Source organism: Parahaliea maris (genome assembly GCF_008064665.1).
GTDB classification, from domain to species: Bacteria; Pseudomonadota; Gammaproteobacteria; order Pseudomonadales; family Halieaceae; genus Parahaliea; species Parahaliea maris.
The window spans coordinates 63,221-88,819 of the sequence record NZ_VRZA01000006.1; the positions used below are offsets into that span (position 1 = coordinate 63,221).

Sequence of the window (25,599 nt, forward strand, 5' to 3'; positions counted from 1 at the left end):
AAACTGACAAGTTGCTCGACAAAGCAGCCTTAGCCAATTGGGCTACACTCGTTTTGGAGGACTGCTTCCGGCGGTTTTGAGGACGGTTTCCGGCAGCCCAGCCTGTCTTTCGGTGGCGGCCGCTTGCGCACTCTCCCAATTGACGGCAGAAGGAATCTGCATCGTAGGCACTAAAACACTCATCTTCGATATCACCAAGGACAGCAGCGGGAACGTGGTCTACAGCAAGGGCTCCGGCGCAGACAATGGCAGGCTGCTTGGAACGAAAGTAGCCAGTAAACCGACCTGCATTCAACAGCCGTTTTGCGAGTGTTAACATTCGAAACTGGTGTAAGCGGCCCGGCGTGCCGCCGATTCCTGCAACGCACTTACCTGACGAGACGAGAGAGGCCAGGTGGCTAATCCAGCAATTCCAATCAGTGAGATCCAGCCTGTCAGGGAAGTCATTGCCGGGATAGGGATATGCCCTGATGAGTTGAGCAACGCTTTCGACCTGCCGCCGGGCGCGTTCAGCGGTAGCGCTACCCAAACACTGCTGCTCTCTGATTATTTCAGAATCCTCGAGTATCTGACCGCGCAAGCGGGTGATGAAACCGGGCGCCTGTCCACGCGTTCGATCATGTCGGGCAGCCTGGCGTTCCTGGTAAACCAACTCGACGACTGCAATACGGTCTTCGATGTCATGCGAAAAGTGGCCGATACCTGTAACTTTCTGCACGGTGGACCCTATAACCAGATCGAAAAGCGGGATGGGTACATTGCCTATCTCATCAATGATGAGGACTTTCCCTATACCTTGACGAACCATTCCTATCAGTACCTGACCATGGAGTGTGTACTGATTTTCCTTCACCAGTTGTTGTCATACTTCAGTGTGGAGCCCCTCACGCCCTTGTTGAGGAAAACCTATACCCGGCGTCCGCGACCGAAAAGCAATGTACCCCTGTCATGCTGGGATCTGCCGACCCGTTACGAATCCGCAAATTACGCCCTGATCTATGATCGCCGAATCGAGCGACAGCCAGTTCGAGGCGATAGAGTAATGCCCTCTACCGAGTCGCTCCTGCGCATGGTGATCGATACCCTGTCGGCCAATGATGACAACCCTCCGCGCTTCAAGAATTTTTCCGAGGCGGTGACATCCCTGTTCGAGCAGGGAATCTATGATCAGCGCGTTATCGCCAAACGCCTGCATATCAGTGTTGCCACTCTGCGTCGGCGTCTGGAAGACGAGGGGCGGCAGTTTCGCAGCTTGCGCCTGGCCGCACAGAACCAGCAGGCCCTGCAACTCTTGCGGCAGCCCCGCTCGATCAGGGACATCTCCGAGCACCTGGGATTTTCGGATATTCGCAGTTTCAGCAGGGCCTTCAAAAAGCTCAACGGGGTGACGCCAAAGTCCTATCGTCAGGAACTTGCCGACGCCCCGTGACTGGCAGATCTGAGCGAAAGTGTTCACTAAAGTTGAATGCTTGGGTCGTGGTGCCCGCCTCCCGGTTTTTCTAGCATTAGCGCAATAAAAATAAAGGGAGCTAATGATGAAAAAGACCCTGCTGGCCGCCGCCTTGCTATCCACCGTAGTTCCCGCCTGGGCCCAGGAACTTGAAGAGGTCGTCGTGATCGCGCAGAAGCGCGAATCAAATCTTCAGGAAACACCCATTGCCATCACGGTCATGAGTGAAAGTTTTATCCAGACTAACCGGATCGAAGATTTTCGTGATATCTCGGCCTACACCCCCAACATGGTGTTCTCCTCCAGCCAGGGTTTCTCGCTGATTGCGCTGCGCGGCGTAGGCCTCAATATATCCAATCTGGCAGGCGAGGCCGCCGTCGCGATGTATGTCGACGGAGTCTACAACGGGCAGACATTCCTTTATGGCGTGCCGGACTTCGACCTCAAGCGTATCGAAGTGCTGCGCGGGCCGCAGGGTACGCTGTACGGCCGCAACAGCACCGGGGGTGCGGTCAATATCATCACCCGCAAACCGTCGTTTGACCCGGAACTCGATATCGCAGCGACCGTCGAGGAATATGAGCGCTACCGCCTGGATGCGGGTGGGTCGTTGCCGCTGACAGACACCATTGCCCTGCGCGGTAGCGTGGTAGCGGACAAGCAGGAAGAGGGGTACCGGGACAATCCGGTGCTGGGCACAGACCAGGACAAGGGCGATGTCTATTCCACGCGGCTGTCGGCCCTGTGGCAACCCGTCGACACTGTCGAAGTGCAATGGGCCGCCGATTATCTGAATGAAGACCGCAGCAGTTACGTGCTGGAAAGTCTTGCGTCTGCGCCCAATGCTGCGTTTATTTCTCCTTCCAATGTCGGCGGCTTTCTCGTGTTACCCAATCCGGCACTTGGAGGACTCAGCCTTGCCGACCTGTTCGGACTGGAATTTCCGGTTGTGGGTACAAGCGCCGAATACGACCCCGATGACAAAACCTGGTATTCCAATGAGTCATCAAACCAGGAAGTCGAGAGCTATGGCTCCAGCCTCACCATCAGCTGGGCCGGCGAAGGGCTGGGGTTCAAGTCCATCACGGGCTACCGGGACGCAAGCCTTGATCGCCGCTCCGACAACGACGGTACTGATCTGACATTGCTGCACCTGTCCGCCTACCAGGAAGCGCAGCAGTTTACCCAGGAGTTCAATCTCACCGGCGAGTCATTCGACGACAGGCTCGAATGGATTGTCGGCGCTTTCTACTTTGATGAGGATGCCAGAGCGGACTTCTTCTTCGACCTGGACGATTTCCAGACGACCTACGAGGCATTGTTTGGCCTTCCCGCAGGCGCGCCGCTTCCTCCTGGATCGTTCCTGGCATTCGGTCCACGCCTGAAAACCGGTGAGGGTAGCCCCTATCCGTTTCTCGATTTCTCGATGAAGCAGAGCTCGGAGTCGGTGGCGGCGTTTACGCAACTGGACTACGCCATAAGCGAGCACTGGTCTGTGTCGGGCGGCTTGCGCTACACCGTGGACAAGAAGCAGGTCAACCGGAGTCTCACCGGCAATATTGCGGGCGGCATACTCTGCATGAATGACAGGGAGTCGGAAACCTGGGAAGAAGGTACCGGCATGCTGGGTGTCGAGTACGCGCTGTCCGACACTGCCATGCTGTTTGCAAAAGCGTCATCCGGGTACAAAGCGGGAGGGTTTAACCCCGGTGAGTGTTCCGGCAGCTTCGATCCGGAGACGCTGCTGGCCTACGAAGTGGGTGCCAAGACACGATTGCTCGGCAACTCGCTGCAACTCAATGTGGCGGCTTTCAGTTATGACTACGAGGATATCCAGGTTAATCGCTATATCAACAACTCAGCGTCAATCGCCAACGCGGCGAAAGCCGACGTGTACGGTATCGAGGCCGAGTTCGTATATGCACCGACAGCCGGTTTGCAACTGGATGGCGGGTTTGGATTTCTCGACTCCGAATACGGCGAAGCCTACTTTTCCGATCCAGTGCTGAATGACGATCCGGTGAATATCGAGGGAAACCGGCTGATCCGTGCGCCAGAATGGACTGCGGTTCTCGGCGTTCAGTATTCGTGGGATACCAGAGCCGGATTGTTTGTTCTCAGGGCAGACACCAGTTACAAGAGCGAGTATGCCTTTGATGTTTTCGAGGCTTCTTTACCCAATCAGCAGTCCCTGATGCAGGACGCCTACACCCAGTCAAACCTGCGACTGACATGGATCAAGGACCACTTCAGTGTGCAGGCGTTTGTGGAAAACATAGAAGACGAGGTCTACGGCGAGTCGATCACCGCGGTGGGTACCACGGGCAGTGTGGTCGGTTCCTTTTCCCGGCCGCGTGTATTCGGCGGCAGATTGACGTACTCAATGTAGGCACCGAGAGAGGCGCGCTACCAATTCATCGACTCACCGGATTAATCATGGATCACGCATCGCGAGCGCTGTTGGCTGAAATCAATAAACCTGACCGGTATCCGGCAGAGTTTGACATCGAGTCCGTCCGCGCGTCAGGACGTGACACCTGGCTACGGTTCGCCGGCCCGGTCAACGCCGACTGTAGCGTCGAGGAGCTGGCAATCAATGAGTCGGTGTCCGCGAGACTCTATCGTCCGCTGTGGACCGGCAAGCCTGCGACCATAGTGTATTTTCACGGTGGCGGCTGGACCATGGGCGACCTCGATAGCTATGACGGCCTGATGCGTTATCTCGCCGGGGTGGGCGGCTACACCGTACTGGGCGTGGAGTACCGGTTGGCTCCCGAACATCCATTTCCAGCGGCCTTTAACGATTGTCGTGCGGCCGTGAAGTGGGTGCTGGATGACGGGGTGCTGGCAGGCGAAGCCTCTCCTGACCTGTTCCTGATGGGAGACAGCGCCGGGGCCACCCTGGCCGCCGGGCTAGCTATCGAAATGATCCGTGAGAAGGAAGTCGAACTGCTGGGGATATGCCTTGTTTACCCCGTGGCTGACCTTTATTCCCCTCATGAAACCTACCCATCCCGCCTGGAGTTCGGCGACGGCAATTATCTGATCGGAAGAGACGGGATCGACCTGGCTCGGGCCCTTTATCTACAACCAGGCCAGGACCCGAGGGACCCGCGCGTTTCCCCGATATTTTCCGAGGAGCTGCACTGCTTACCTCCGACCATCGTCATAACCGCGGGCTACGACCCGCTGAAAGACGAGGGGCGTGTACTGGCCGAGCGTATAGCGTCCACGGGGGTAGTCGTGCGGCAGCGTTGCTTTGAATCCACCATGCATGCGTTTCTGTCGTTTGGTGAGCTCCCGGTTGCCATTGAGGCACGAGATTACGTGATCCGGGAGCTGGATGATTTAGCTGCAGGGCGGTGTGACTCCAGTTGATGGCATGCGGGGCAGGGTCCTGTGCGCCAGCCAATAATCCAGGTAAGCGAAATCGACTCGATTATACGCAGGTCTTTTTAAGCTATGGTCAGGCCAGCGTTAAAGGGACCGCAGTCCCTTGGTGATACTCCATCAAATCCCGACGCGGGTCAGGCCGTGGTTAAAAGGGTCAGAGCCCATTAATGCATGGGTGGCTTTTGTGGCAGGGTTAAAGGGCCAGAGCCCTTTAATTTAGGAAAGAGAAAACTGGAAAGTGGGGGCTGACGCGTGAATGCTCGGCGTGAATAGTTTTATGGTAAACCGGAAAATCGATCGGCGTTCGATGAGTCAGCCCCGGATGGCGAGCACTTGCTGTTCAAAGTCTGCGCGCGCCTGTTTTAGTGCTGGGCTGTATTTACCATTGCGGGGCGTGAGCTCAAGGTATTTCTCAATAATCAGAGAGCAGCGCCTGGCCTTGTAAGACAAAAGGTAGGGACCTATCGGATAAAGGATTTGCAGGGCCTGGCGGTTGTACAAGGCGTAGGTGTAGCTCTGCCGGTGGTGTGACTGATACCGGACTTTGGTGGTGATCTTGCCCACCCCCGTTTTGGTCAGCACGAAGTCGAGCAACGGGCACTCGGTGCTGCTGATGGAAAGCGACAATTGGCGGTTTTCGGCCCGGTGTTTGCGTACCAGGGTGACGGTGCCTTCTCCGTCGACGACCGGCAGTATAGGCGGCTTCGCTGCTGGTCAGCGAGCGAGCAATGCGGGGCGCAACCATCCTTGTTACTCCCGAATAAGGGATCGCCGCCCCGGAGTCGGGACGGCGGAATTGGTGGAGGCGGCGGGACAGCTGATCCATGCCTTTCGACATGGGCTGGACTATTCCTTCACCTGCGATACTGCTGCAGGGGAGAGCGTTTGTGAGCTTGCGCCCACCCTAGTACTCCGTGGGTTTCCCGTTAGGAGCCTATGAGTCTCTAGCCGGCTTACTGGTTTCCCATTCACCGGACGGCGTTGGCATAGGGCATTGCCCCTTAGCGTTCACCGTATGAGCTCTCTTTTTCCAATGGGGATCACTCCCCATGGCGACCATTGTGTTAATCGAACCCGCGTCCGCCAGCACTCTGCCTTCGGCTCTACATGCTTAGATTCCGTTAATTAGTTTAACCGCACACAGCCCAACGGGCAGGACGTGATTGGCGAGCCCTGTAAAAGTTTAGCAACGCGGCCCAGGGCGCGCTTTGCTGCGATCCAGTTCTATATGACGGTCAGTAGCGCGATACTGGCACCTTGCTAAAGACCGCTAGCGGGGTTTATGCCGCCAGAGCGTAGTTGTCGTCGTTGGCAACTATAAGTTTACAGCTTTTGATTAACGTGATTCGCTGCCATCACGGCATGCACCTCAGGGTTCGTTACCGTCGTCGAATCCAGATCGCCCCCATAAGTGAGTTGCGGAGTATACCGCAATCTGTGAGGAATAGACCGGGTTTTCTGGTAAAAGTTCCGCGATCCGGCCATGACCAGGTGGCGATGTAGCTCAAGGATTCGGTCACTGGGCTCCGGGGAGATTCGAGCCGACAGGTGGCTTGAAGGCAGTCGGTCCTATCCTTTACCGTGGGGGTGTCTTGTTTGGGAACCTCGTTATGAGCCATCGCTACACCGCCACCGAATTGCAACAGTCTGTCACCGACCTGTTCTGCGCCGCAGGTTTGAGTGGCGACCGCGCCCAGGTGCTCGCCGAGGTATTTCTGGAGGCGGACCTCATGGGATTTTCCACCCACGGCCTGAACCGGGTGCCCCACAACCTGCGCTGGCTGCTGGACGGTGATAGCCGCGCTCAGGGTGAGCCAGAGGTGCTGGCTGACCGCGGTGCCCTGTTTAACTGGGATGCCAACTTCCTGCCGGGCCCCTGGGTGGTTCGGCAGGCGCTGGATACTGCCATGGCGCGAGTACCGGAGCATGGTGTGGTCACCGCTACCCTGCGCCGCAGCCAACATATCGCCTGCCTGGCGGCCTATCTGCCGCGCGTGGTGGAAGCGGGTTACGCGGTCCTGATGACCTGTTCCACCCCGGCTGAGAACACGGTCAGTGCGTTTGGCGGCATTACACCCCTGTTCTCCGCCAACCCCATCGCCTTTGCCGCACCGGGGGAGGATTGCCCGCTGTTTTTCGATATCAGTATGTCGGTTACCGCCGGCGGTTATGTCGCCCGGGCCCAGCGCGAGGGCAAAGCCATGGCCGAGCCCTGCCTGAAAAACAACCGGGGCGAGGTGACCGATGACCCTGCTGCGCTGGATGAGGGCGGCAGTATCATGCCGATTGGGGGCGCCTCCCACGGCTACAAGGGGGCAGCCCTGTCCCTGTTGACGGAGGTTCTGAGTATGGCGCTGGGTGGCTATGGACGGGCGGATGCCAGCGCCGCGGGCGACGGCGAGGCCAACTCGGTGTTCCTGCAGGTGATGGACCCGGGCGCCTTTACTTCACCGGAAAACTTTCGCCAGCAGATGGCCGCGCTGCAGCAGCTGTGTGAGCAGAGCGCGGTGGCGGAGGGGGCACCACCGGTGCGTTTCCCCGGGCGCCGGGCCTGGGAGTTGCGCCGGCGTCAATTGGTGGAGGGTGTCGATCTCTATCCCTCCATCATGACGGACCTGGCCCCCTGGTCAGAGCGGCTGGGTGTAGCACTGCCCTCGCCATTGGCTTGAGCCCCGGCCGCTAATCACCCGACTTGGCCTGATTTAACCCTTCTGGCGGGTGCCGGGCTTGTCTAGACTTCCGCCCATTATGTTAACAATGAATGGGCGGCCGCAGCCCGGGAGCTTTCATGCACTACGACCTGAAGATCATCAACGGCACGGTATTCGACGGTGAGGGTAATGACCCTGTCCAGGCCGGTGTGGCCGTCAAGGACGGCATCATCGTGGCGCTGGGCGACTGCGAGGGCGAGGCCACTCGCGTGATCGACGCCGCGGGCAGGATTGTCACCCCGGGTTTTATCGACCTGCATACCCATTACGATGGCCAGGTTTCCTGGGACGCCGACATGCAGCCGAGCGTCAATCACGGTGTCAGCACGGTGGTGATGGGAAGCTGTGGCGTGGGGTTTGCCCCGGTGCGGGAAGCGGATCGCGACAAACTGATCCGGATCATGGAAGGGGTGGAAGACATTCCCGGGACGGCGCTGGCAGAAGGTATTACCTGGGATTGGGAAACCCTGCCCGAGTATATGGATGCCCTGGATGCCAAGCCCCACAGCATTGATTTTGCGGTACAGGTAACCCACGACCCCCTGCGCGTGTATGTCATGGGGGACCGGGCAGTATTCGACGAAGAGGCCACCGACAGCGATATCGCCGAAATGCGCCGCCTGACCCGGGAAGCCCTCGAGGCGGGCGCCATCGGGTTTTCCACCGGTCGTTCCGATGTGCACCGCAGCGCAGACGGCGAGTGGACCCCGGCGTCGGAAGCGTCCTCGGGAGAGCTGGCGGGTATCGCCAGCGCCTTCGATGGCCTGTACCACGGTGTCCTGCAGGCCGTGAACGATTTCAACCTGGAGCGGGTGGCGGACGATGGTGACCGTTTCGACGAGGAGTTCGACCTGCTGGAAAGCTTTGCCAGCGCGGCCAATGGCCGGCCCTTTTCCCTGTCGCTGATGCAGCGTGACTTCGCGCCAGACCAGTGGTTGCGCATTATCGATCGCGCGGAACAGGCGATCGGAAAAGGCCTGAACATGCGCTTGCAGACGGCGCCCCGGGGAATCGGGGTCACGGTTGGCCTGCAGTGTACCTTCCATCCTTTTATTGGCTTTCCCAGCTACAAGCGCATCTGTCACCTGTCGCTGGCGGAGCGGGTCGAAAAAATGCGCGACCCGGCCTTCAAGGCCCAGTTACTCACCGAGAAATCGGAGCCCGTGGCGGGCGACGGCACCCCGGTGCCCCCGATTGCCGACGCGCTGCTGGCGGCGGTGGATTTTGTCGCCAGTAAAACCTTCCGCCTGGGCGAAAACCCGGACTACGAGCAGACCGAGGAAACCTCGGTGTTGCAGATGGCGAAAGACAAGCGGGTACCGACCCTGGAAATGATCTACGACCTGATGCTGGAAAGCGACGGCAAGGAACTGCTCTATTTCCCGATCTACAACTATACCGAGATGAACTACGACAACGTGTTCACCATGATGAAGCACCCGCTGTCGATCATGGGCTTGTCAGATGGCGGCGCCCACGTGGGTACGGTCTGTGATTCCAGCTTTCCCACCTACCTGCTGAGTTACTGGACCCGCGATCGGCAACGCGGCGGCAAACTCGAGTTGAAGGACGCCGTGCGTCGCCTCACCAGTGATATCGCCGACTATTGCGGCATGGTGGATCGCGGTCGACTGCGGGTGGGCCTGAAGGCCAACATCAACGTGATCGACATGGATGGCCTGCGGCTGCACGCGCCGCACATGGAGCAGGACCTTCCGGCGGGCGGACAGCGCCTGCTGCAGGAGGCGACGGGCTATAACGCAGTCATTGTGGCTGGCGAGGTTGTCGTCGAGAACGATCAGCTCACCGGGGCCTACCCCGGTCGACTAGTGCGAGTGAACCAACTGGCTCGGGAACTGGCCGCCTGAAGCCAGCCTGCCGGCGCAGCCGGATCTCCTCGTGAGCCTGCTGGGCGAACTGCTCGCGGGCCTCGACCTCGCCCGCATGGTGCTGGTGTGGGGCGTGGTGATCTTTGCTGCGGTCATGCGCGCCTTTACCGGTTTCGGCTTTGCGCTGGCGGCGGTGCCGGTGTTCTCCCAGATCATGGCGCCGTCGGAAGCGGTGGTGCTGAGTGCGTCGCTGACCCTGGCGGTCAGCCTGTTGACCCGCAAGACCTACTGGGGCGAGAGCTCCCTCAAACCGATGATCCCCATGCTGCTCCTCGCGCTGCTCGGTACCCTGCTGGGCGCCCGGTTGCTGATGGGCTTGTCACCCGCACAGTTCCAGTTGTGGATCGGGCTGGCGGTAGTGGCGGCGTCCCTGGTGTTGTCGCTGTACCGGCCAGCCCAGGGCGCGCGCCTGCCTGGCGGTGTGTGGCGGGCCGTGGCCGGCGCTGCTTCCGGATTATTGAACGGGGCATTCGCCATCCCCGGCCCACCGGTAGTGGTGTACGCGGTGGCTGCAGAACCGGAGCCGCGGCGGGCGCGAGCGCTGCTGATGACCTTCTTCCTGTTTTCCGCGGTGATGGCGCTGGCATCCTATGCCCTGGCGGGGCTGGTGACGCCGCAGGCTCCGCTACTCTTTGCGCTGGCTTTTCCCGCCATGTACCTGGGTGACAAGCTGGGCTATTACCTGTTCACGCGCTATGGCAGCCGGTTTTACCGCCGGGTCGCGGTGGCAGTGCTGTTGGCGGTAGGCGTGACCACGACGGTCAGGGCCCTGCTGCAACTGGGTGCGTGGAACGGGTAACAGGCGGGCATAAGAAAGCCGCAGTCGACTGGCAGAGTGCCACCCGAGTGCGGCCGGGACGGTTTGTCAGCCATAGGCGGGGGGGTTGCGTCGCGCAAGTGCCCCTCGCCGGGCACTCTCCTCCATGGGAGAGTATTGCGGTGTGTTAACCGTATTACCAGTAAGCCGGGGTTGTTGCCGTTGCCAGATGTAGGGCGCGAGCGCCGGTTACGGTTTTACTATGGTAGCCGGGGGCCGGTTTCGCAAGTGCAGACTTAGATCGATCCTGCATAAGCAAAAAGGGCGGCAAGAAAACCGGTTATTGTTTGACGTTTTCGCGGATGATGCGCTGCTTCTGGCGGCCCCAGTCGCGATCCTTCTCGGTGTCGCGCTTGTCGTGGCTCTGCTTGCCCTCGGCCAGGGCGATGCGCGCCTTCACCAGGTGTCCCTTCCAGTACAGTTGCGTGCACACGCAGGTCTGTCCCTTTTGCGACACGGCCGCGCGAATCCGCGCCAGCTCTTTCTTGTGCAGCAGGAGCTTGCGGGTGCGAGTGGGGTCGGTCACGAAGTGGGTCGATGCCGTTGGTAGGGGGGTAATCTGTGCACCGAGCAGCCACGCCTCGCCGTCCTTCATCAGTACGTAGGAGTCGGTGAGCTGTGCCTTGCCGGCACGCAAGCTTTTCACTTCCCAGCCGCTCAGGGCCATGCCGGCCTCAAAGGTGTCCAGCAGGTGGTAGTCAAAGCTCGCACGCTTGTTGCGCACGATAACGTTGTCCGGGGTCTTGTGCTTCTTCTTTGCCATGGCGCGCATTATACGGGCCACTGCGATTGGGGGAAGGTGAATCTTTCCCTTTTCATGACACCTCGCCTGATACATCCTAAGCCCATGATTAAAAGGCGTTTTTCATTTGTTGCAACGTAATCCTCCGGGCCCTGTCCTGTGGCGCTCGCGAATGACCTTTGTGCTCGCGCTGGCTGTTTTCGCGGTGGGGCTGGGTAATCTCTGGCGTTTCTCCTACCTCACCGGCGAACACGGTGGCGGGGCATTTGTCCTGCTGTATGTGATCTGCCTGTTTGCGCTGGCCGTGCCGGCGCTGATCGCCGAAGTGGTGCTGGGCAATTACACCCGCGCCGGCCCCCTGCTGGCGGTGCGGGATGCCGCGGATCGCTCGCTGCGCTCCCGTGGCTGGACGCTGTTGGCCATCATGGCCAGCGCTTCCGCCCTGCTGGTGCTGGCTTATTACGTGGTGGTGGCGGGGTGGGCCCTGTCCTTCGCCGGCAGCATCCATGCTGGCGCATTTTCCTCCGCCAGCCTGGTGAACGTTGGCGAGTTCTTCGACGCGTTGTTGCAGGATCTGCCACGCCAGCTGCAGGGGCAGGGCTTGTTCCTGCTGCTGGTCCTGGGGGTTGTCGGTGTCGGGGTGCGTCGCGGCACCGGGCTCGCCGTATGGTTACTGTTGCCAGGCTTTATCGCCCTGCTGGGGGTTCTGGTGCAATTCGCCTTCGAGGAGGGCGACCTGGCCGCCACCCGGGAGTTTCTGTTCTCCGCGCAGTTACTGGATTTCGACCGCCGCTCCCTGCTCGCCGCCATGGGGCAGGCATTCTATACCCTGGGTATTGGCCTCGCGGTGGGGGTGGTTTACGGTGCCAGCGCGCCAGAGCGCGTTCCGGTAGGGCGCAGTGTGATTGCCGTCGCCCTGTTCGATACCCTCATCAGCATTGCGGCGGGCATTGCCATTTTTCCGGTGCTGTTCGCCCATAACGTAGCGCCGGCGTCAGGCCCGGGGTTGCTGTTTATCGCCGCGCCCTACGCCTTTGGCAATACCGTGAACGGCGAGCTGTTTGGGGCGTTGTTCTTCCTGCTGGTGGTCGTGGCGGCCCTGGGCGCGGCCATTGCCCTGCTGGAAGTGGTGGTGTCGGCACTCTGTGCCTGTCTGCCCCTGCGCAGGCGGGCGGCGGTGCCGGTGGCCGGCGGCTTGTGCGCGATACTGGTGGTGTTGTTGACCGAGTCCCTGGCGATGAATCCGTCCGGGCAGGGCGGGTTGTTCGTCTGGCTCGACCGGCTTACCGGGGAGTGGCTGTTACCGGTGAACGCCCTCCTTCTGTGCCTGTTCGTGGGCTGGCGGATGCGCCGCGAACTGCTGCGGGCCTGCCTGTACCGCGAGCAGGACGGATTTTTTTCGCTTTGGTACGGACTGATACGCTATATTGCCCCGCCGGCAATCGCCCTGGTGCTACTGTCGACCCTGTGGTCGCAGTGGTGGCCAGTCGCAGGCTGAAGTGACAGGAAGCATGACGAATATCAATCGCAGCGCGCTGCTGCCCTACCGGGCCGCGCAAATCTATGACCTGGTCAACGACATTGAGGCCTATCCGAGTTTCATGGAGGGCTGCGTGGGGGCCACCGTGCTGCACCGTGAGCCCGGTCTGGTGGAGGCGCGCCTCGACCTGTCCAAGGGGGGCATCAGCCAGAGTTTCAGTACCCGGAACTTCCTGGAGGAAAACCGTGCCATCCGCCTGGAGTTGCTGGACGGCCCCTTCGATCGTTTCCACGGCTGTTGGGATTTCAAGGCCCTCGGCGAAACGGCTTGCAAGGTGAGCCTGCAACTGGAATTCACCGCATCCAATGCCGTGCTCGGCTTGGCCGCAGCGCGGCTCTTTGACAAGGTGACCAATAACCTGGTCGATGCCCTGGCCCAGCGAGCCATGCAGGTCTACGGCAAGGAGGGGGCGCTGTGAGCGAAAGTATTCACGTGGAAGTGGCCTACGCACTGCCCGACAGGCAGGCGATTGTGCCGCTGCAGGTTCCGGCCGGGACCACGGCCATCGAGGCCATTCACCAGTCGGGGCTGCAGCGCCAGTTCGAGGACCTCGATCCCGACAGCGCCAAGCTCGGTATTTTCGGCAAGGTCGTCAGTCCGCAGCAGGCACTGCGGGATGGTGACCGTGTGGAGATCTACCGGCCGCTGATCGCCGACCCGAAAGAGGTCAGGAAAGCGCGTGCGGCAAAGGCGAAGGAGCGTCGCAAGGGCGAGGCTGAAGGCTGAGGTATTTCCGCGGGCTGATCAGGCGTCGCTGTCGTTCTCGTCGCTGGACTCCTGGTCGGAAGCGGCGCCACTGGCCCAGTCGGGTTGATAGTCGCCGGTCACGTCGACCAGTCGGTCCCCATCAAAATACACACTCATCTGCGCTTCGCGGATGACCTTGGTGCCATTGCGGATCACGTAGGGGTAGTCCCAGCGAGTCGGGTTGAACGGGTCTTCCACCAGCGGCGTGCCGAGGATGAACCGCACCTGGCGGCGGCTCATGCCCGGCTGCAGCTGATCCACCATGTCCTGCTCGACAAGGTTGCCCTGTTCCACGTCGATGCGGTACACGCCGGGAAAGCCCAGGGCGCCGCAGCCGCTCAGGGAAAAGGCAATCAGTAGCAGGAGGATGCTGCGCATGGGGACTAAACTTCCACTTCAGTAACAGGGGTGGCATCATACCCCCACTGCAACGCAACGAGAACCCCTCCCCAATGGCCGTAGAGAATCAGGAACTGCGCAAAGCAGGCCTTAAAGTCACCCTGCCGCGTGTAAAAATCCTGCAAATTCTGGAGTCCACCGGCGATACCGCCGAGCATCTCAGCGCCGAAGATGTCTACCGCGCGCTGCTGGATGCCGGTGAGGATGTGGGGCTTGCTACGGTGTACCGGGTCCTCACCCAGTTCGAGACGGCCGGCCTGGTGACGCGCCACAATTTTGAAACCGGCCACTCGGTCTTTGAACTGGCCCGGGGCGAGCACCACGATCACATGGTCTGCGTGAGCAGTGGCGATGTGGTCGAATTCCACGACGAAATCATCGAGAAGCGGCAGCAGGAGATTGCCGCGGAGCACGGCTTCGAGCTGGTGGACCACTCCCTCGTTCTTTACGTTCGCAAGCACGGCGAAAAGTAAGCCCCGCTGTCAGGGCGGCCGGTCGCAGTCTGCACCAGGGCCGCCATTCCCCCCCCCTCCAGAGTTCCCCCGAGCTGCCTCGCTGGCTGGGCCATACTGTGCCTGACCGTCGCGAGTTTGTGCTCCCTGTCTGTCGATGGGCCCTCCCGGGGGCGCCGCCCGAAGGTGACACATCTCTGAAGCCGGTTATTACCAAAAGTAAACTTGTGAGCAAGAATGCACATATGTATATTTGTGCCCAGTAGCAGATCGCCACAGGAGCGAGTCCATGACCGCCGCCACAGAAGCCAGCACCGAGCAGCCTGTCGAAGCGCTGTTTGATCCCTCCTCGCAAGCCTATCTGACGGATCCGGTGCCCCAGTGCCTGGCGCTGGCCCGGCGTGGGCCACTGGTGTGGTACGCGCCCTGGCAGGCCTGGATCATGACCCGCATGCCTGACATCATGGATTGCTGGCGCCGGGAGTACCTGTCGTCGGATTTTTACGACTGGGAGTTCGCCCCACCGCGCCCGCCAGAGGATCAGTGGAGTAACTTTGAGCGCGCCATGATTGGCCATAGTCTGCTGGCGGATCACGACCACCACCGCCTGATTCGCAAGGTGGTGTCGCCGGCGTTCTCCCGCAACGTGGTGGACGAGATCCAGCGCCGGATCAAGCCCGATGTGGAAAAGCTGTTTGACGAGTTGGGTGAGGTCGAGCGCTTCGATTACATCGACAAAATCGCCAGCCGGATTCCCTTCATCTCCATCAGCCGGATGGTGGGCGTACCGGAGCGCTACTGGCCCGAGATTGAGCGGGTGGTGATGACCTTCACTGAAACCTGGAACCCGACCATCTCTGACGAGCGTCGTGAGGCCGCCCGCCAGGACAGCAACCGCGCCATCGATATCCTGCACCGGGTGATCGCCGAGCGCCGGGAAAATCCTGGCGAGGACGACGACTTCCTCAGCGTCCTGCTCAGGATCGAAGCGGAGAACGACAAGTTTACCGAGTGGGATATTGTTACCCTGATCCTGGCCCTGATTGGCGCCGGGGCCGATACCACCCTGGTCGCCCAGCAGTGGACGGTGTACTCGCTGCTCAAGCACCCTGAGCAGATTGCCACTGCGCTGGCTTCACCAGACGCCTTCTCCAACGCCTTCAGCGAAATCATGCGCTGGTCCACCCAGTCCAAGATGGGCTTTGCCCGTTATGCGCCGGCCGACATGGAAATCCTTGGCCAGCAGGTACGAGAGGGGCAGATGGTATTGATGATGCCTCACCTCAAGGACCACGACCCCGAGTACTACCCGGCGCCTGAGCAGTTTGATGTGCAGCGCCAGTTCGATCCGGATGTGCTGTTTGGCTACGGCCCGCGCTACTGTATCGGCGCTGCCCTGGCCAAGCGCCAGCTGTACCTCACCATGTGTGAGCTGTTCCGCCGCTTCCCCAATCTGACCCTGGACGGCGAGCCCGAGCGCGACGGAGACGACCACAACGCGGTGGTCTTCCGCAATCTCTGGGTCAAAACCAACCTCTGAACATAAGCATAATTACCAGACAGGAGAGCAACATGCAGGACTTCAAAGGCAAAGTGGCCGTGGTCACTGGCGGTGCCAGTGGTGTCGGCAAGTCACTGGCGCGCAGTTTTCTCAAACAGGGGGCCAGGGTGGTGCTGTCCGACGTGGAGGCACCGGCACTGGAGGCGACGGCCGCGGAGCTGGCCGGGGAAATCGACGGCGCCGTGATCCGCGCCGTGGTCACCGACGTGTCCAAACCGGAGTCGGTCGATGCGCTGGCGGATGCGGTATTCGACGAGTTTGGTGCCTGCCATGTCCTGTGCAATAACGCCGGGGTGTCGGTGACCAACGCCAATGTGTGGGATACCACACCCAATGACTGGCTGTGGGTGCACGGGGTGAATGTGCGCGGGGTGGCCCATGGCATCCAGGCCTTTGTGCCGCGCATGCTGGCCTCCGGTGAGGAGGGCATCATCATGAACACCAGCTCTGGCGACGGTGGCATCTCGCCGCTGGCGGACCAGTCGGTTTACGCCTCCTCCAAGGCCGGGGTGTCCATTATTACCGAATGCCTGAACGCCCAGCTGGTGGGCCAGGACAGCAAGCTCCGGGCCTGCATTTTCTATCCCTCGGGGGGCATTCTGCCTACCGGTATCTGGACCACCCGGCGCAACCGGCCACCGGAACTGGCGCGGGAAAAGCCAGTGCCGGCGGGGGGCGAAATGACCTTCGACGAGTTCATGGAGGGGATGAAGGCCATCGGCGTGGAACTGCCCGTGCAGGATCTGGACGAGTTGGCCGAGTTTGCCCTGGACGGCCTCAAGAAAGGCGACTTCGTGATCATGATCGGCCGCGAGGCCATGGAGGAGACACTGGTGGAGCGGGCCCGCAAGCTGGCCCGGGGTGAGTGCCCGATCGAGGCGGGTTTGCACGGTTGAGGGGAGGAGCGGCGGTCTCGCGCTGGGGGGCGCGGGACCGCCGGCTACTCCAGGGCATTACACTGCTGGCTGGGCTTCCTCGGCCTGTGCCAGCATTTCCCTGGCGTGGGCCAGGGTCTGTTCGGTCATTTTCACGCCGCCCAGCATGCGGGCGACTTCCTCGGTGCGCGCATCGCCATCCAGCTGCGACAGGGTAGTGTGGGCGCTCTTGCGGTTGCTGACCTTGGTCACCTGCAGGTGCTGGTGACCCTGTGAGGCAACCTGCGGCAGGTGGGTTACGCAGAGTACCTGGGTGTCGGCGGCCAGTTGTCGTAACAGGCGGCCGACCACCTCGGCCACCGCACCGCCGATACCGACATCTACCTCGTCGAACACCATGCAGGGCAGGGCACTCTTGCTGGCGGTTACCACCTGTACCGCCAGGCTGATCCGCGACAGCTCGCCCCCCGAGGCAATTTTGGCCAGGGGTTGGGCAGCACTGCCGGGGTTGGTGCTGATCAGCAGTTCCACCTCTTCCCGGCCCTGGGGGTGAGGGGCACGGCTCTCCCGCTGTGGCAGCGCGATCTCGAAGCGGCAGTGCTCCATGGCCAGGGTGGCGAGGATCCTGCCCGCGTCCTTTTCCAGCTTGCGCGCGGCTTTTGCCCGCTGGGCCGACAGTTTGCCGGCGTCGGCTTCGTAGGCTTTGGCCAGCACGGCCAGGCTCTGTTCCAGTTCCTCGATGCGGGCGCTGCCGCCCGCCAGGCTGGTAGCTTCTTCGGCCAGTGAGGCGTGCAGCTCGGCCAGTTGCTCCGGTTGCACCCGGTGTTTGCGGGCGATGTCGTAGATGGCTTCCAGCCGTTGTTCCACCTCCTGCAGGCGCTCGGGATTGACCTCCACAGCGTCGATGTGGTGCTGGATTTCCGAGCGCGCTTCCTGCAACTGGATGGCCGCCGAGTCCAGTAATTCCCGGGCACTGGTCGCGGCGCGGCTGTTGTGGGTGTCGTCCTCCATCAGGTGCAGGGCGCGGCGAGTGCCACTCTCGTATTCCTCGCACATTTCCAGGGCCTGGTGGGCGCTGCGCAGGATGTCCTCGGCATTGGCCAGTTGTTTCAGTTCGGCTTCCAGCTCTGTCAGTTCGCCGTCCTTGAGGGCCAGGGCATCCAGCTCCTCCACCTGGTAGGCGAGCAACTGGGCGCGGGCGGTCTGTTCGTCCCGGGCGCCGGTGAGCAACTCCAGTTCGCGCTGCTGGCGCAGCCAGTCGGAGGCGCTGTGTTCTACGCTGCGGGCCAGTTCCCGGTGGTTGGCGAAGGCATCCAGCAGTTGCCGTTGCACGCCTTTGCGCAACAGGGACTGGTGGGCGTGCTGGCTGTGAATGTCGATCAGCAGGCCGCCGAGTTCGGCGCAGTCCTGTACGGTGCTGGCGCTGCCGTTGATGTAGGCGCGGCTGCGACCCTCGGCGGTGACCACCCGGCGCAACAGGCATTCGTCGCCCTGTAGCAGGTCGCGACCGGCCAGCCAGTCCCGGGCGGCACTGTTGCCGGCGACGTCGAAGGCGGCGGTGATTTCGGCGCGCTCCTCCCCGTGGCGCACGGCCTTGGGGTCGGCCCGGTCGCCCAGGCACAGGCTGAGGGCGTCGAGCATGATGGACTTGCCGGCGCCGGTCTCGCCGGTGATGACGGTCATACCCTCGCTGAACTCCATCTCCAGGGCTTCGACAATGGTGTAGTTCTGGATGCTGATATGGGTGAGCATGGGGCGGGCGGCCGTTGCGATAATTGGCATCCTTTATATCGCAGGTGGTGGGGGCACTGGAACATCAGGTTGGTCTGACCTGTCCATTTTTCAGTGGGGTCAGAGCCCTTTTTCTTGTTAACAAGAAAAAGGGCTCTGACCCCGGAGCGGACTCCCGTCTTGCTGCCACTTTGTAAATTCCTGACCCTGTGATACAAATCGGGGCGTAGATAGCAGCGAGATCCCATGGCAGCACCCGAACTTTCAGACCGCGCGCGCACCCTGTTGAAGGCCCTGGTACAGCGGCACATCCGCGACGGCCAGCCCGTGGGCTCGCGCACCTTGCTGGAGGAGGCCGGGTTGCCGGTGAGCGCGGCAACCGTGCGCAATGTCATGTCTGACCTGGAGGAGCTCGGCTACCTGCATTCACCCCATACCTCTGCCGGGCGGGTGCCCACCGCCGCCGGTTACCGCCTGTTTGTCGACCAGTTGCTGCAGGTACAGCCTCTGGAACTGGACGCTATTCGCATCCTCCGGGAGGAGCTCAATCCGGACCGCTCGGCGGGCGAACTGGTGCAGTCCGCCTCCAACCTGGTGTCATCCATCACCGCTCACGCCGGGCTGATTACCGTACCGCGCCCAGAGGCCAGCCAGTTGCGACAGGTGGAGTTCCTGCCCCTGTCGGGCAATCGCGTGCTGGTGATCCTGGTGGTGAACGAGCGCGAGGTGCAGAACCGTATCATCCACACCCAGCGGCCCTTCAGTGAAGAGGAGTTACGTGAGGCCGCCCGCCTGGTGAACCAGCGTTTTGCCGGCCAGCCCCTGTCGGCGGTGCAGAATCGCATCCTGCGGGAGATGGAAGAGGCGCGCAGCCGCATCGACACCTATCTGCAGGCTGCCCTGGACCTGGCCAGCAAGGCCCTGGACCAGGATGAGGGCGACGACGAATACCTGGTGGCGGGGGAATCCCGCCTGTTGGGTAACGCCACCCCCGGTGAGCTGGACCGGCTGCGGGAGCTGTTCGACGCTTTCGAGCAGAAAAAGGACCTGCTGCACCTGCTGGAGCGCTGCTCCCGGGCTGAGGGGGTGCAGATTTTCATCGGTGAGGAAGCCGGGTACGAGGTGTTCGGGGACTACAGCGTCATCACCGCGCCCTACACGGACGGCGCCCGCACCCTGGGGGTGCTGGGGGTGATCGGCCCTACCCGCATGGCCTATGAGCGGGTGATTCCCATCGTCGATATCACCGCGCGGATGCTGTCGTCGGCACTTTCTCACTAGCGGCTCGCTAGCAGCTCACTGACGGCTCACAAGCGGCCCACCAGTGGTTTCAATCCGGGGTTAACATCAGCCCTTGAATTCCCGGGGTCCCGGCCCCACATCCCAAGCGTAACTTTTGACAGCGGGTGGCCGGCTGCGCCGCTCGCCAGACGTATTTGTAACGATAATGCCAGTAATGGAGTGAGATCGTGGCCGATCAAGACCCGAAACAGCCAGATATCGACCCGGTAGCCGAGGCCCCGGAAGCACCTGAATCCCCCGAAGCCGTTGCCGCAGCGGAATCCACCGAGGCCGATGAGCCCACGGAGGAGGAGCAGTTCGCCAAGTTGCAGGAGGAGTTGACCCAACTCCGTGACGTGGCCCTGCGCGCCCAGGCCGACGCCCAGAACATCCAGCGTCGCGCCGAGATGGACGTCGAGAAGGCCCGCAAGTTCGCCCTGGAAGGCTTCGCCAAGGAGTTGCTGCCGGTGGTGGACAACCTCGAGCGCGCCCTGGTATCGGGCGTTGAGGAGCCTCAGTCAACTGCCCTGGTCGAGGGTGTGGAACTGACCCTCAAGAGCCTGCTGGACGTGCTCAAGCGCTTCAAGATCGAGCCGGTGGACCCCCAGGGCGAGCCCTTCGATCCGCAGCTGCACCAGGCCATGAGCATGGTGGAAAACCCCGAGGTCGAGCCCAATACCGTGATTGCGGTGATGCAGAAGGGCTACACCCTCAACGAGCGGCTGGTGCGCCCGGCCATGGTGATGGTGAGCAAGTAAAAAGTAAAAAGGGGTCAGAGCCCTTTTTGATGGCGGAATGTGGCAGAGCGCGCCGGAATGGCGCCAAAAAGGGCTCTGACCCCATTGAAAAGCAGCAGATAGCGCCAATATAGAGAACATCGCATTCAACATGGCTGGCAGAGCCGGCCATAGAAGGAGGAACAACAATGGGCAAGATTATCGGTATTGACCTGGGTACCACCAACTCGTGTGTATCCGTGCTGGACGGCACTCAGGCCAAAGTGATTGAGAATTCAGAGGGCGACCGCACGACCCCCTCCATCGTCGCCTACACGGAAGACGGTGAGATCCTGGTGGGCCAGAGCGCCAAGCGCCAGGCAGTGACCAACCCGCAGAACACCCTGTTCGCGGTGAAGCGCCTGATCGGCCGCAAGTTCAAGGACGATGTCGTCCAGAAAGACATCAAGATGGTCCCCTACAAGATCATCGAGGCCGACAATGGCGATGCCTGGGTCCAGGTGAAGGACAACAAGATGGCGCCGCCCCAGGTGTCTGCTGAAGTCCTGCGCAAAATGAAGAAAACCGCCGAGGAATACCTGGGCGAGAAGGTCGACGCCGCGGTGATCACCGTGCCGGCCTACTTCAACGACTCCCAGCGCCAGGCCACCAAGGACGCCGGCAAGATCGCCGGTCTGGAAGTGAAGCGCATCATCAACGAGCCCACCGCGGCAGCGCTGGCCTACGGCATGGACAAGGCCAAGGGCGACCGTACCGTGGCGGTTTACGACCTGGGTGGTGGTACCTTCGATATCTCCATCATCGAGATTGCCGAAGTGGACGGCGAGCACCAGTTCGAAGTGCTGGCCACAAACGGTGACACCTTCCTCGGTGGTGAAGACTTCGACATGCGCCTGATCGAGTACCTGGCGGCCGAGTTCAAGAAAGAGAGCGGTATCGACCTGCACAACGATCCGCTGGCCCTGCAGCGCCTGAAAGAAGCTGCCGAAAAGGCCAAGATCGAACTGTCCAGCTCCCAGCAGACGGAAGTGAACCTGCCTTACATCACTGCCGACGCCACCGGGCCGAAGCACCTGGTTGTGAAGCTGTCCCGCTCCAAGCTGGAATCCCTGGTTGAAGAGCTGGTGACCCGCTCCATGGAGCCGGTGAAGGTGGCCCTGAAAGACGCCGACCTGAGCCCCAGTGAAATCGACGAAGTGATCCTGGTGGGCGGCCAGACCCGCATGCCGATGGTACAGAAGGTCGTCGCCGACTTCTTCGGCAAAGAGCCGCGCAAGGACGTGAACCCGGACGAAGCCGTGGCCATGGGTGCTGCCATCCAGGGCGCCGTACTGTCCGGCGACGTGAAAGACGTGCTGCTGCTGGACGTGACCCCGCTGACCCTGGGTATCGAAACCATGGGTGGTGTGGCCACGCCGCTGATCGAGAAGAACACCACGATTCCGACCAAGAAATCGCAGACCTTCTCCACTGCGGAAGACAACCAGACTGCCGTGACCATTCACGTGGTACAGGGTGAGCGCAAGCAGGCCACGGGCAACAAGTCCCTCGGCCGCTTCGACCTGGCGGACATCCCGCCGGCACCCCGCGGTATGCCCCAGATCGAGGTGACCTTCGACCTGGACGCCAACGGCATCCTGAACGTGTCCGCCAAAGACAAGGCGACCGGCAAGGAGCAGTCCATCCGTATCACTGCCTCCGGCGGCCTGTCCGAGGAAGAGATCGAGAAGATGGTGGCCGACGCCGAGGTGAACGCCGAGGCCGACAAGAAGTTCGAGGAGCTGATCACTGCCCGCAACACCTGCGAAGGCCTGATCCACGCTGCCAAGAAGACCATCGAGGAAGCCGGCGAGCACGCCACGGACGATGAGAAATCCGCCATCGAAGCGGCGATCTCCGAAGCCGAGGAAGCCATCAAGGGCGACGACAAGGACGCCATCGATGCGGCAGCGACCAAGCTGACCGAAGCGACCGGCCCGGTTGCCCAGAAGATGTACCAGGCCCAGGCCGCTGCCGGTGAAGGCGCAGCCGACGCCGCGGGTGGCGAGTCGAGCCAGAAGGACGCCGGCGACGACGTGGTCGATGCCGAGTTCGAGGAAGTGAACGACGACAAGAAGTAAAACTTGTCGCCCCCGACGCCCTGCCGTTGTCAGCAACGGCGGGGCTTTGGAGGGCTGAATTGTCCACTTGCCGCGGCACACTGGCCCGGCAGTGGAATTGACGCGGGACATGTGCCCGCGTAGTCATTTGTAAACAGGGTGTAAACCGGGGCCACGGCCGAACATGTCAAAACGCGATTATTACGAGGTGCTTGGAGTCGATCGCAGCACCGATGAGAAGGATATCAAGAAGGCTTACCGCCGGGTGGCGATGAAATACCACCCGGACCGTAATCCCGACGATCCCGATGCCGATGCCAAGTTCAAGGAGGCCACCGAGGCCTACGATGTGCTGATGAACAAGGAGAAACGCGCGGCCTACGACCAGTTTGGTCACGCCGGCGTGGACCCGAACATGGGCGGTGGCGGCTTCGGCGGCGGCAGCTTCAGCGACATTTTTGGCGATGTCTTCGGCGACATCTTTGGCGGCGGTGGTGGCCGCGGACGTGGCGGCCCCCAGCGCGGTTCCGACCTGCGCTACACCCTGGATATCACCCTGGAAGACGCGGTGCGTGGCACCACGGTGGAAATCCGTGTGCCGACCCTGGCCAGTTGCGAAGAGTGCGACGGCTCGGGCGCGAAGAAAGGCTCCTCACCGGTTACCTGTAATACCTGTGGTGGCATGGGCCAGGTGCGCATGCAGCAGGGCCTGTTTGCCGTGCAACAGACCTGCCCCAGCTGCCGCGGTCGCGGCAAGACCATCTCCGACCCCTGCCGCAGCTGTCATGGCCAGGGCCGGGTGGAAAAGAGCAAGACCCTGTCGGTCAAGGTGCCGCCTGGCGTGGATACCGGCGATCGCATCCGGCTTTCCGGAGAGGGCGAAGCGGGGCCCGATGGTGGGCCGCCCGGCGACCTGTTCGTGCAGATGTCGGTGCGCCAGCACCCCATCTTCGAGCGTGACGGCAAGAACCTGTACTGCGAAGTGCCCATTACCTTCGTGGACGCTGCCCTGGGTGGCGAACTGGAAGTGCCGACGCTGGACGGCCGGGTGAAACTGAAGATCCCGGCCGAAACCCAGACCGGCAAGCTGTTCCGCCTCCGCGGCAAGGGTGTGAAGCCGGTGCGTGGCGGCAGCGTGGGCGACCTGCTGTGCCGGGCTGTGGTGGAAACCCCGGTCAACCTGAGCAAGAAGCAGAAAGAACTGCTGAAAGAGTTCCAGGACAGCCTGGGTCAGGGCGGCGGTTCCCAGTCTCCCCGCCAGAGCAGCTGGTTCGAGGGTGTGAAGAATTTCTTTGAAGACATGAAGCCATGACCGTACGAGTAGGAATCACCGGCGCCGCCGGACGCATGGGCCGGACCCTGGTGGAGGCAGTTGCCGCCGCCGAGGGTGTGCAACTCGCTGCGGCGCTGGAGCGCCCGGACAGCAGCCTGATCGGCGCTGACGCCGGGGAACTGGCGGGTCTGGGCAAGAACGGCGTTGCCGTCGCTGGCGATCTCGCGGAGGTGATTGGCGATATCGACGTGCTGATCGACTTCACCGTTCCCGCGGCGACCCTGGCCAATGTGGCCCTGTGTGCCGAAAACGGGGTGGCTGTGGTGATCGGGACCACCGGTTTTACTGCGGACGAGCAGGCCCGGATAGACGCTGCTGCCGGCAAGACGTCGGTGTGCAAGGCCTCCAACTTCAGCACCGGCGTCAACCTCTGCTTCAAGTTGCTGGACATGGCCGCCCGGGTACTGGGCGATGACGTGGATATCGAGATCATCGAAGCCCATCATCGGCACAAGATCGATGCGCCCTCCGGCACTGCCCTGAGCATGGGTGGCGTGGTGGCCAATGCCCTGGGGCGTGACCTGGCAGAAGTCGCCGTCTACGGCCGTGAGGGCCAGACCGGCGCCCGTGAGCGGGAGACCATCGGCTTTGCCACGGTGCGTGCCGGCGACGTAGTGGGCGACCACACGGTGCTGTTTGCCGCCGACGGTGAGCGCATCGAGATTACCCACAAGGCCTCCAGCCGCATGTCTTTCGCCCGTGGGGCGGTCCGCGCCGCCGGCTGGCTGGCGGCGAAGGAACCGGGTCTCTACGATATGCAGGATGTGCTGGGCCTGAAGGCGGATAGCGAGGACGCCGGCCAGTTGGCCCGGTAAGCAGAGGAAACAGACGTTATGAATGCCGCAGCCGATATTATTGTCGACATCGACGAAACCAATGCCGCCCAGCTGCTGATCGAGGAATCCCACCAGCGCCCGGTGGTGGTGGATTTCTGGGCCGACTGGTGCGAGCCCTGCAAGGTACTGATGCCGGTGCTGGAGAAAATCGCCAACGAGTACAATGGCGCTTTCCTGCTGGCCAAGGTGAATGCCGACCAGCAGCAGATGATTGCTCAGCAGTTTGGCGTGCGCAGCCTGCCCACCGTGATGGTGATCCAGGGTGGGCAGCCGGTGGACGGTTTTGCCGGTGCCCAGTCTGAAGCCCAGGTGCGTGAAATGCTGGCCAAGTACCTGCCCAAACCCTGGGACGGCCTGCTGCAACTGGCCCAGGAGGCCATGGCGAGCGGCGACTTCGCCACCGCTCTCACTCCCCTGCGACAGGCCTGGGAAGAGTCCGGTCACGAGCATGAAATCACCCTGGCCTATGCCCACTGCCTGATTGAGGCCATGCGCCTGGACGAGGCGGAGCAGGTGCTGGATACCGTGCGCATGGCGGACCAGGACCCGACCTGGGAACAGCTCAAGGCCCAGGTGAGCCTCAAGCGCGAAGCGTCCAAATCCCCGGAGATCGAGTCGCTGGAACAGCAGCTGGATGCAGATCCAGACAACCACGACCTGCGGGCCCAGCTCGCCATTGCCTATTCCGGCAGCGGTTACAGCAAGGACGCCCTGGAAAATCTTTTCCTGATCCTGCGCAGCGACCTCAATCACGCCGACGGCGCGACCAAGAAGTCCTTCCTCGACGCCATTGCCAGCCTGGGCAAAGGTGATCCTCTGGCAGCGGAGTACCAGCGCAAACTGTACAGCTTGCTGTATTGATCCGCCGGGGCGCTAAGCCCCCTGTTGATCAGCGCGCGGTGCCGCTCCGCTCATCGCGCGATGATCGCCTTCCCCGTTTTCTCCGTACCATCATCTATGCTGTAAACACGCGCGGCGGCTGCGCGTGTCGAAGACTGGTATGTCG

General features: G+C 61.7%; 22 protein-coding genes and 1 other RNA gene. 18 read left to right on the forward strand and 5 right to left on the reverse strand.

The annotated features are described in order from the left end of the window. Positions 1-394: 394 nt before the first annotated feature. The 3 genes from FV139_RS16050 to FV139_RS16060 all read left to right on the forward strand — a co-directional run bounded on the left by FV139_RS16050 (position 395) and on the right by FV139_RS16060 (position 4,828). On the forward strand, positions 395-1,429 hold the full coding sequence (locus FV139_RS16050) for a helix-turn-helix transcriptional regulator (protein WP_148069489.1): 1,035 nt from the start codon (positions 395-397) through the stop codon (positions 1,427-1,429). 106 nt (positions 1,430-1,535) lie between these two features. Further along, entirely contained in the window at positions 1,536-3,839 is a 2,304-nt protein-coding gene (locus FV139_RS16055) for a TonB-dependent receptor (RefSeq protein WP_187276594.1), read from the forward strand. A 47-nt stretch (positions 3,840-3,886) separates the two neighbouring features. Beyond that, positions 3,887-4,828 carry an alpha/beta hydrolase gene (locus FV139_RS16060; protein WP_148069491.1) on the forward strand — a complete coding sequence of 314 codons (942 nt, stop codon included), beginning with the start codon at positions 3,887-3,889 and terminating at the stop codon, positions 4,826-4,828. 327 nt (positions 4,829-5,155) lie between these two features. On the opposite strand, the gene FV139_RS16065 is transcribed toward FV139_RS16060, so the two are convergent. Then, positions 5,156-5,470 (reverse strand): hypothetical protein, encoded by a 315-nt coding sequence (locus tag FV139_RS16065; protein ID WP_213004142.1) that lies wholly within the window; start codon positions 5,468-5,470, stop codon positions 5,156-5,158. A 438-nt stretch (positions 5,471-5,908) separates the two neighbouring features. Then, positions 5,909-6,242, reverse strand: a transfer-messenger RNA (tmRNA) gene (gene ssrA / locus FV139_RS16070). A gap of 211 nt (positions 6,243-6,453) precedes the next feature. On the opposite strand from ssrA, the gene FV139_RS16075 reads away from it, so the two are divergent. The 3 genes from FV139_RS16075 to FV139_RS16085 all read left to right on the forward strand — a co-directional run bounded on the left by FV139_RS16075 (position 6,454) and on the right by FV139_RS16085 (position 10,242). Beyond that, positions 6,454-7,512: an Ldh family oxidoreductase gene (locus FV139_RS16075; protein WP_148069492.1), complete on the forward strand. Its 1,059-nt coding sequence runs from the start codon at positions 6,454-6,456 to the stop codon at positions 7,510-7,512. A gap of 119 nt (positions 7,513-7,631) precedes the next feature. After that, positions 7,632-9,422, forward strand: a complete 1,791-nt coding sequence (locus tag FV139_RS16080) for an N-acyl-D-amino-acid deacylase family protein (protein ID WP_148069493.1) — start codon at positions 7,632-7,634, stop codon at positions 9,420-9,422. 31 nt (positions 9,423-9,453) lie between these two features. Then, the gene (locus tag FV139_RS16085; protein WP_213004143.1) at positions 9,454-10,242 is read left to right on the forward strand and encodes a sulfite exporter TauE/SafE family protein; all 789 of its coding nucleotides are present in this window, start codon (positions 9,454-9,456) and stop codon (positions 10,240-10,242) included. A 298-nt stretch (positions 10,243-10,540) separates the two neighbouring features. Here the strand turns inward: FV139_RS16085 and smpB are convergent, their stop codons facing one another. Beyond that, positions 10,541-11,023: an SsrA-binding protein SmpB gene (gene smpB / locus FV139_RS16090; RefSeq protein WP_148069638.1), complete on the reverse strand. Its 483-nt coding sequence runs from the start codon at positions 11,021-11,023 to the stop codon at positions 10,541-10,543. Between the two features lie 151 nt (positions 11,024-11,174). On the opposite strand from smpB, the gene FV139_RS16095 reads away from it, so the two are divergent. Genes FV139_RS16095 through FV139_RS16105 form a run of 3 tightly spaced genes read left to right on the forward strand, consistent with a single transcriptional unit; the run spans position 11,175 to position 13,268 of the window. Continuing rightward, the gene (locus FV139_RS16095; RefSeq protein ID WP_148069494.1) at positions 11,175-12,500 is read left to right on the forward strand and encodes a sodium-dependent transporter; all 1,326 of its coding nucleotides are present in this window, start codon (positions 11,175-11,177) and stop codon (positions 12,498-12,500) included. A 13-nt stretch (positions 12,501-12,513) separates the two neighbouring features. Next, the gene (locus FV139_RS16100; protein ID WP_148069495.1) at positions 12,514-12,960 is read left to right on the forward strand and encodes a type II toxin-antitoxin system RatA family toxin; all 447 of its coding nucleotides are present in this window, start codon (positions 12,514-12,516) and stop codon (positions 12,958-12,960) included. Beyond that, a complete protein-coding gene (locus FV139_RS16105; protein ID WP_148069496.1) occupies positions 12,957-13,268 on the forward strand; it encodes an RnfH family protein in 312 nt (103 codons plus the stop codon). Before FV139_RS16100 ends, FV139_RS16105 begins: the two co-directional genes overlap by 4 nt. A gap of 18 nt (positions 13,269-13,286) precedes the next feature. On the opposite strand, the gene FV139_RS16110 is transcribed toward FV139_RS16105, so the two are convergent. Further along, the gene (locus FV139_RS16110; RefSeq protein WP_148069497.1) at positions 13,287-13,667 is read right to left on the reverse strand and encodes an outer membrane protein assembly factor BamE; all 381 of its coding nucleotides are present in this window, start codon (positions 13,665-13,667) and stop codon (positions 13,287-13,289) included. 74 nt (positions 13,668-13,741) lie between these two features. Between FV139_RS16110 and fur the strand changes: the two genes are divergently transcribed. The 3 genes from fur to FV139_RS16125 all read left to right on the forward strand — a co-directional run bounded on the left by fur (position 13,742) and on the right by FV139_RS16125 (position 16,597). Continuing rightward, entirely contained in the window at positions 13,742-14,161 is a 420-nt protein-coding gene (gene fur / locus FV139_RS16115) for a ferric iron uptake transcriptional regulator (RefSeq protein WP_148069498.1), read from the forward strand. A gap of 268 nt (positions 14,162-14,429) precedes the next feature. Continuing rightward, entirely contained in the window at positions 14,430-15,680 is a 1,251-nt protein-coding gene (locus tag FV139_RS16120; RefSeq protein WP_148069499.1) for a cytochrome P450, read from the forward strand. 32 nt (positions 15,681-15,712) lie between these two features. After that, on the forward strand, positions 15,713-16,597 hold the full coding sequence (locus FV139_RS16125) for an SDR family NAD(P)-dependent oxidoreductase (RefSeq protein WP_148069500.1): 885 nt from the start codon (positions 15,713-15,715) through the stop codon (positions 16,595-16,597). Positions 16,598-16,654: 57 nt separating this feature from the next. Here FV139_RS16125 and recN read toward each other — a convergent pair whose 3' ends face one another. After that, a complete protein-coding gene (gene recN / locus FV139_RS16130) occupies positions 16,655-18,358 on the reverse strand; it encodes a DNA repair protein RecN (RefSeq protein ID WP_328592294.1) in 1,704 nt (567 codons plus the stop codon). Between the two features lie 195 nt (positions 18,359-18,553). On the opposite strand from recN, the gene hrcA reads away from it, so the two are divergent. The 6 genes from hrcA to trxA all read left to right on the forward strand — a co-directional run bounded on the left by hrcA (position 18,554) and on the right by trxA (position 25,454). Beyond that, positions 18,554-19,588 carry a heat-inducible transcriptional repressor HrcA gene (gene hrcA / locus FV139_RS16135; protein ID WP_148069501.1) on the forward strand — a complete coding sequence of 345 codons (1,035 nt, stop codon included), beginning with the start codon at positions 18,554-18,556 and terminating at the stop codon, positions 19,586-19,588. A gap of 188 nt (positions 19,589-19,776) precedes the next feature. Then, complete coding sequence (gene grpE, locus FV139_RS16140; protein WP_148069502.1) at positions 19,777-20,346, forward strand: nucleotide exchange factor GrpE; 570 nt, start codon at positions 19,777-19,779, stop codon at positions 20,344-20,346. Positions 20,347-20,513: 167 nt separating this feature from the next. Further along, complete coding sequence (gene dnaK, locus FV139_RS16145; protein WP_148069503.1) at positions 20,514-22,445, forward strand: molecular chaperone DnaK; 1,932 nt, start codon at positions 20,514-20,516, stop codon at positions 22,443-22,445. Positions 22,446-22,608: 163 nt separating this feature from the next. Further along, positions 22,609-23,736, forward strand: a complete 1,128-nt coding sequence (gene dnaJ, locus FV139_RS16150; protein WP_148069504.1) for a molecular chaperone DnaJ — start codon at positions 22,609-22,611, stop codon at positions 23,734-23,736. Continuing rightward, positions 23,733-24,572: a 4-hydroxy-tetrahydrodipicolinate reductase gene (gene dapB / locus FV139_RS16155; RefSeq protein ID WP_148069505.1), complete on the forward strand. Its 840-nt coding sequence runs from the start codon at positions 23,733-23,735 to the stop codon at positions 24,570-24,572. The genes dnaJ and dapB overlap by 4 nt, the downstream gene beginning before the upstream one ends. A gap of 18 nt (positions 24,573-24,590) precedes the next feature. Then, positions 24,591-25,454, forward strand: a complete 864-nt coding sequence (gene trxA, locus FV139_RS16160) for a thioredoxin (RefSeq protein ID WP_148069506.1) — start codon at positions 24,591-24,593, stop codon at positions 25,452-25,454. Positions 25,455-25,599 lie beyond the last annotated feature (145 nt).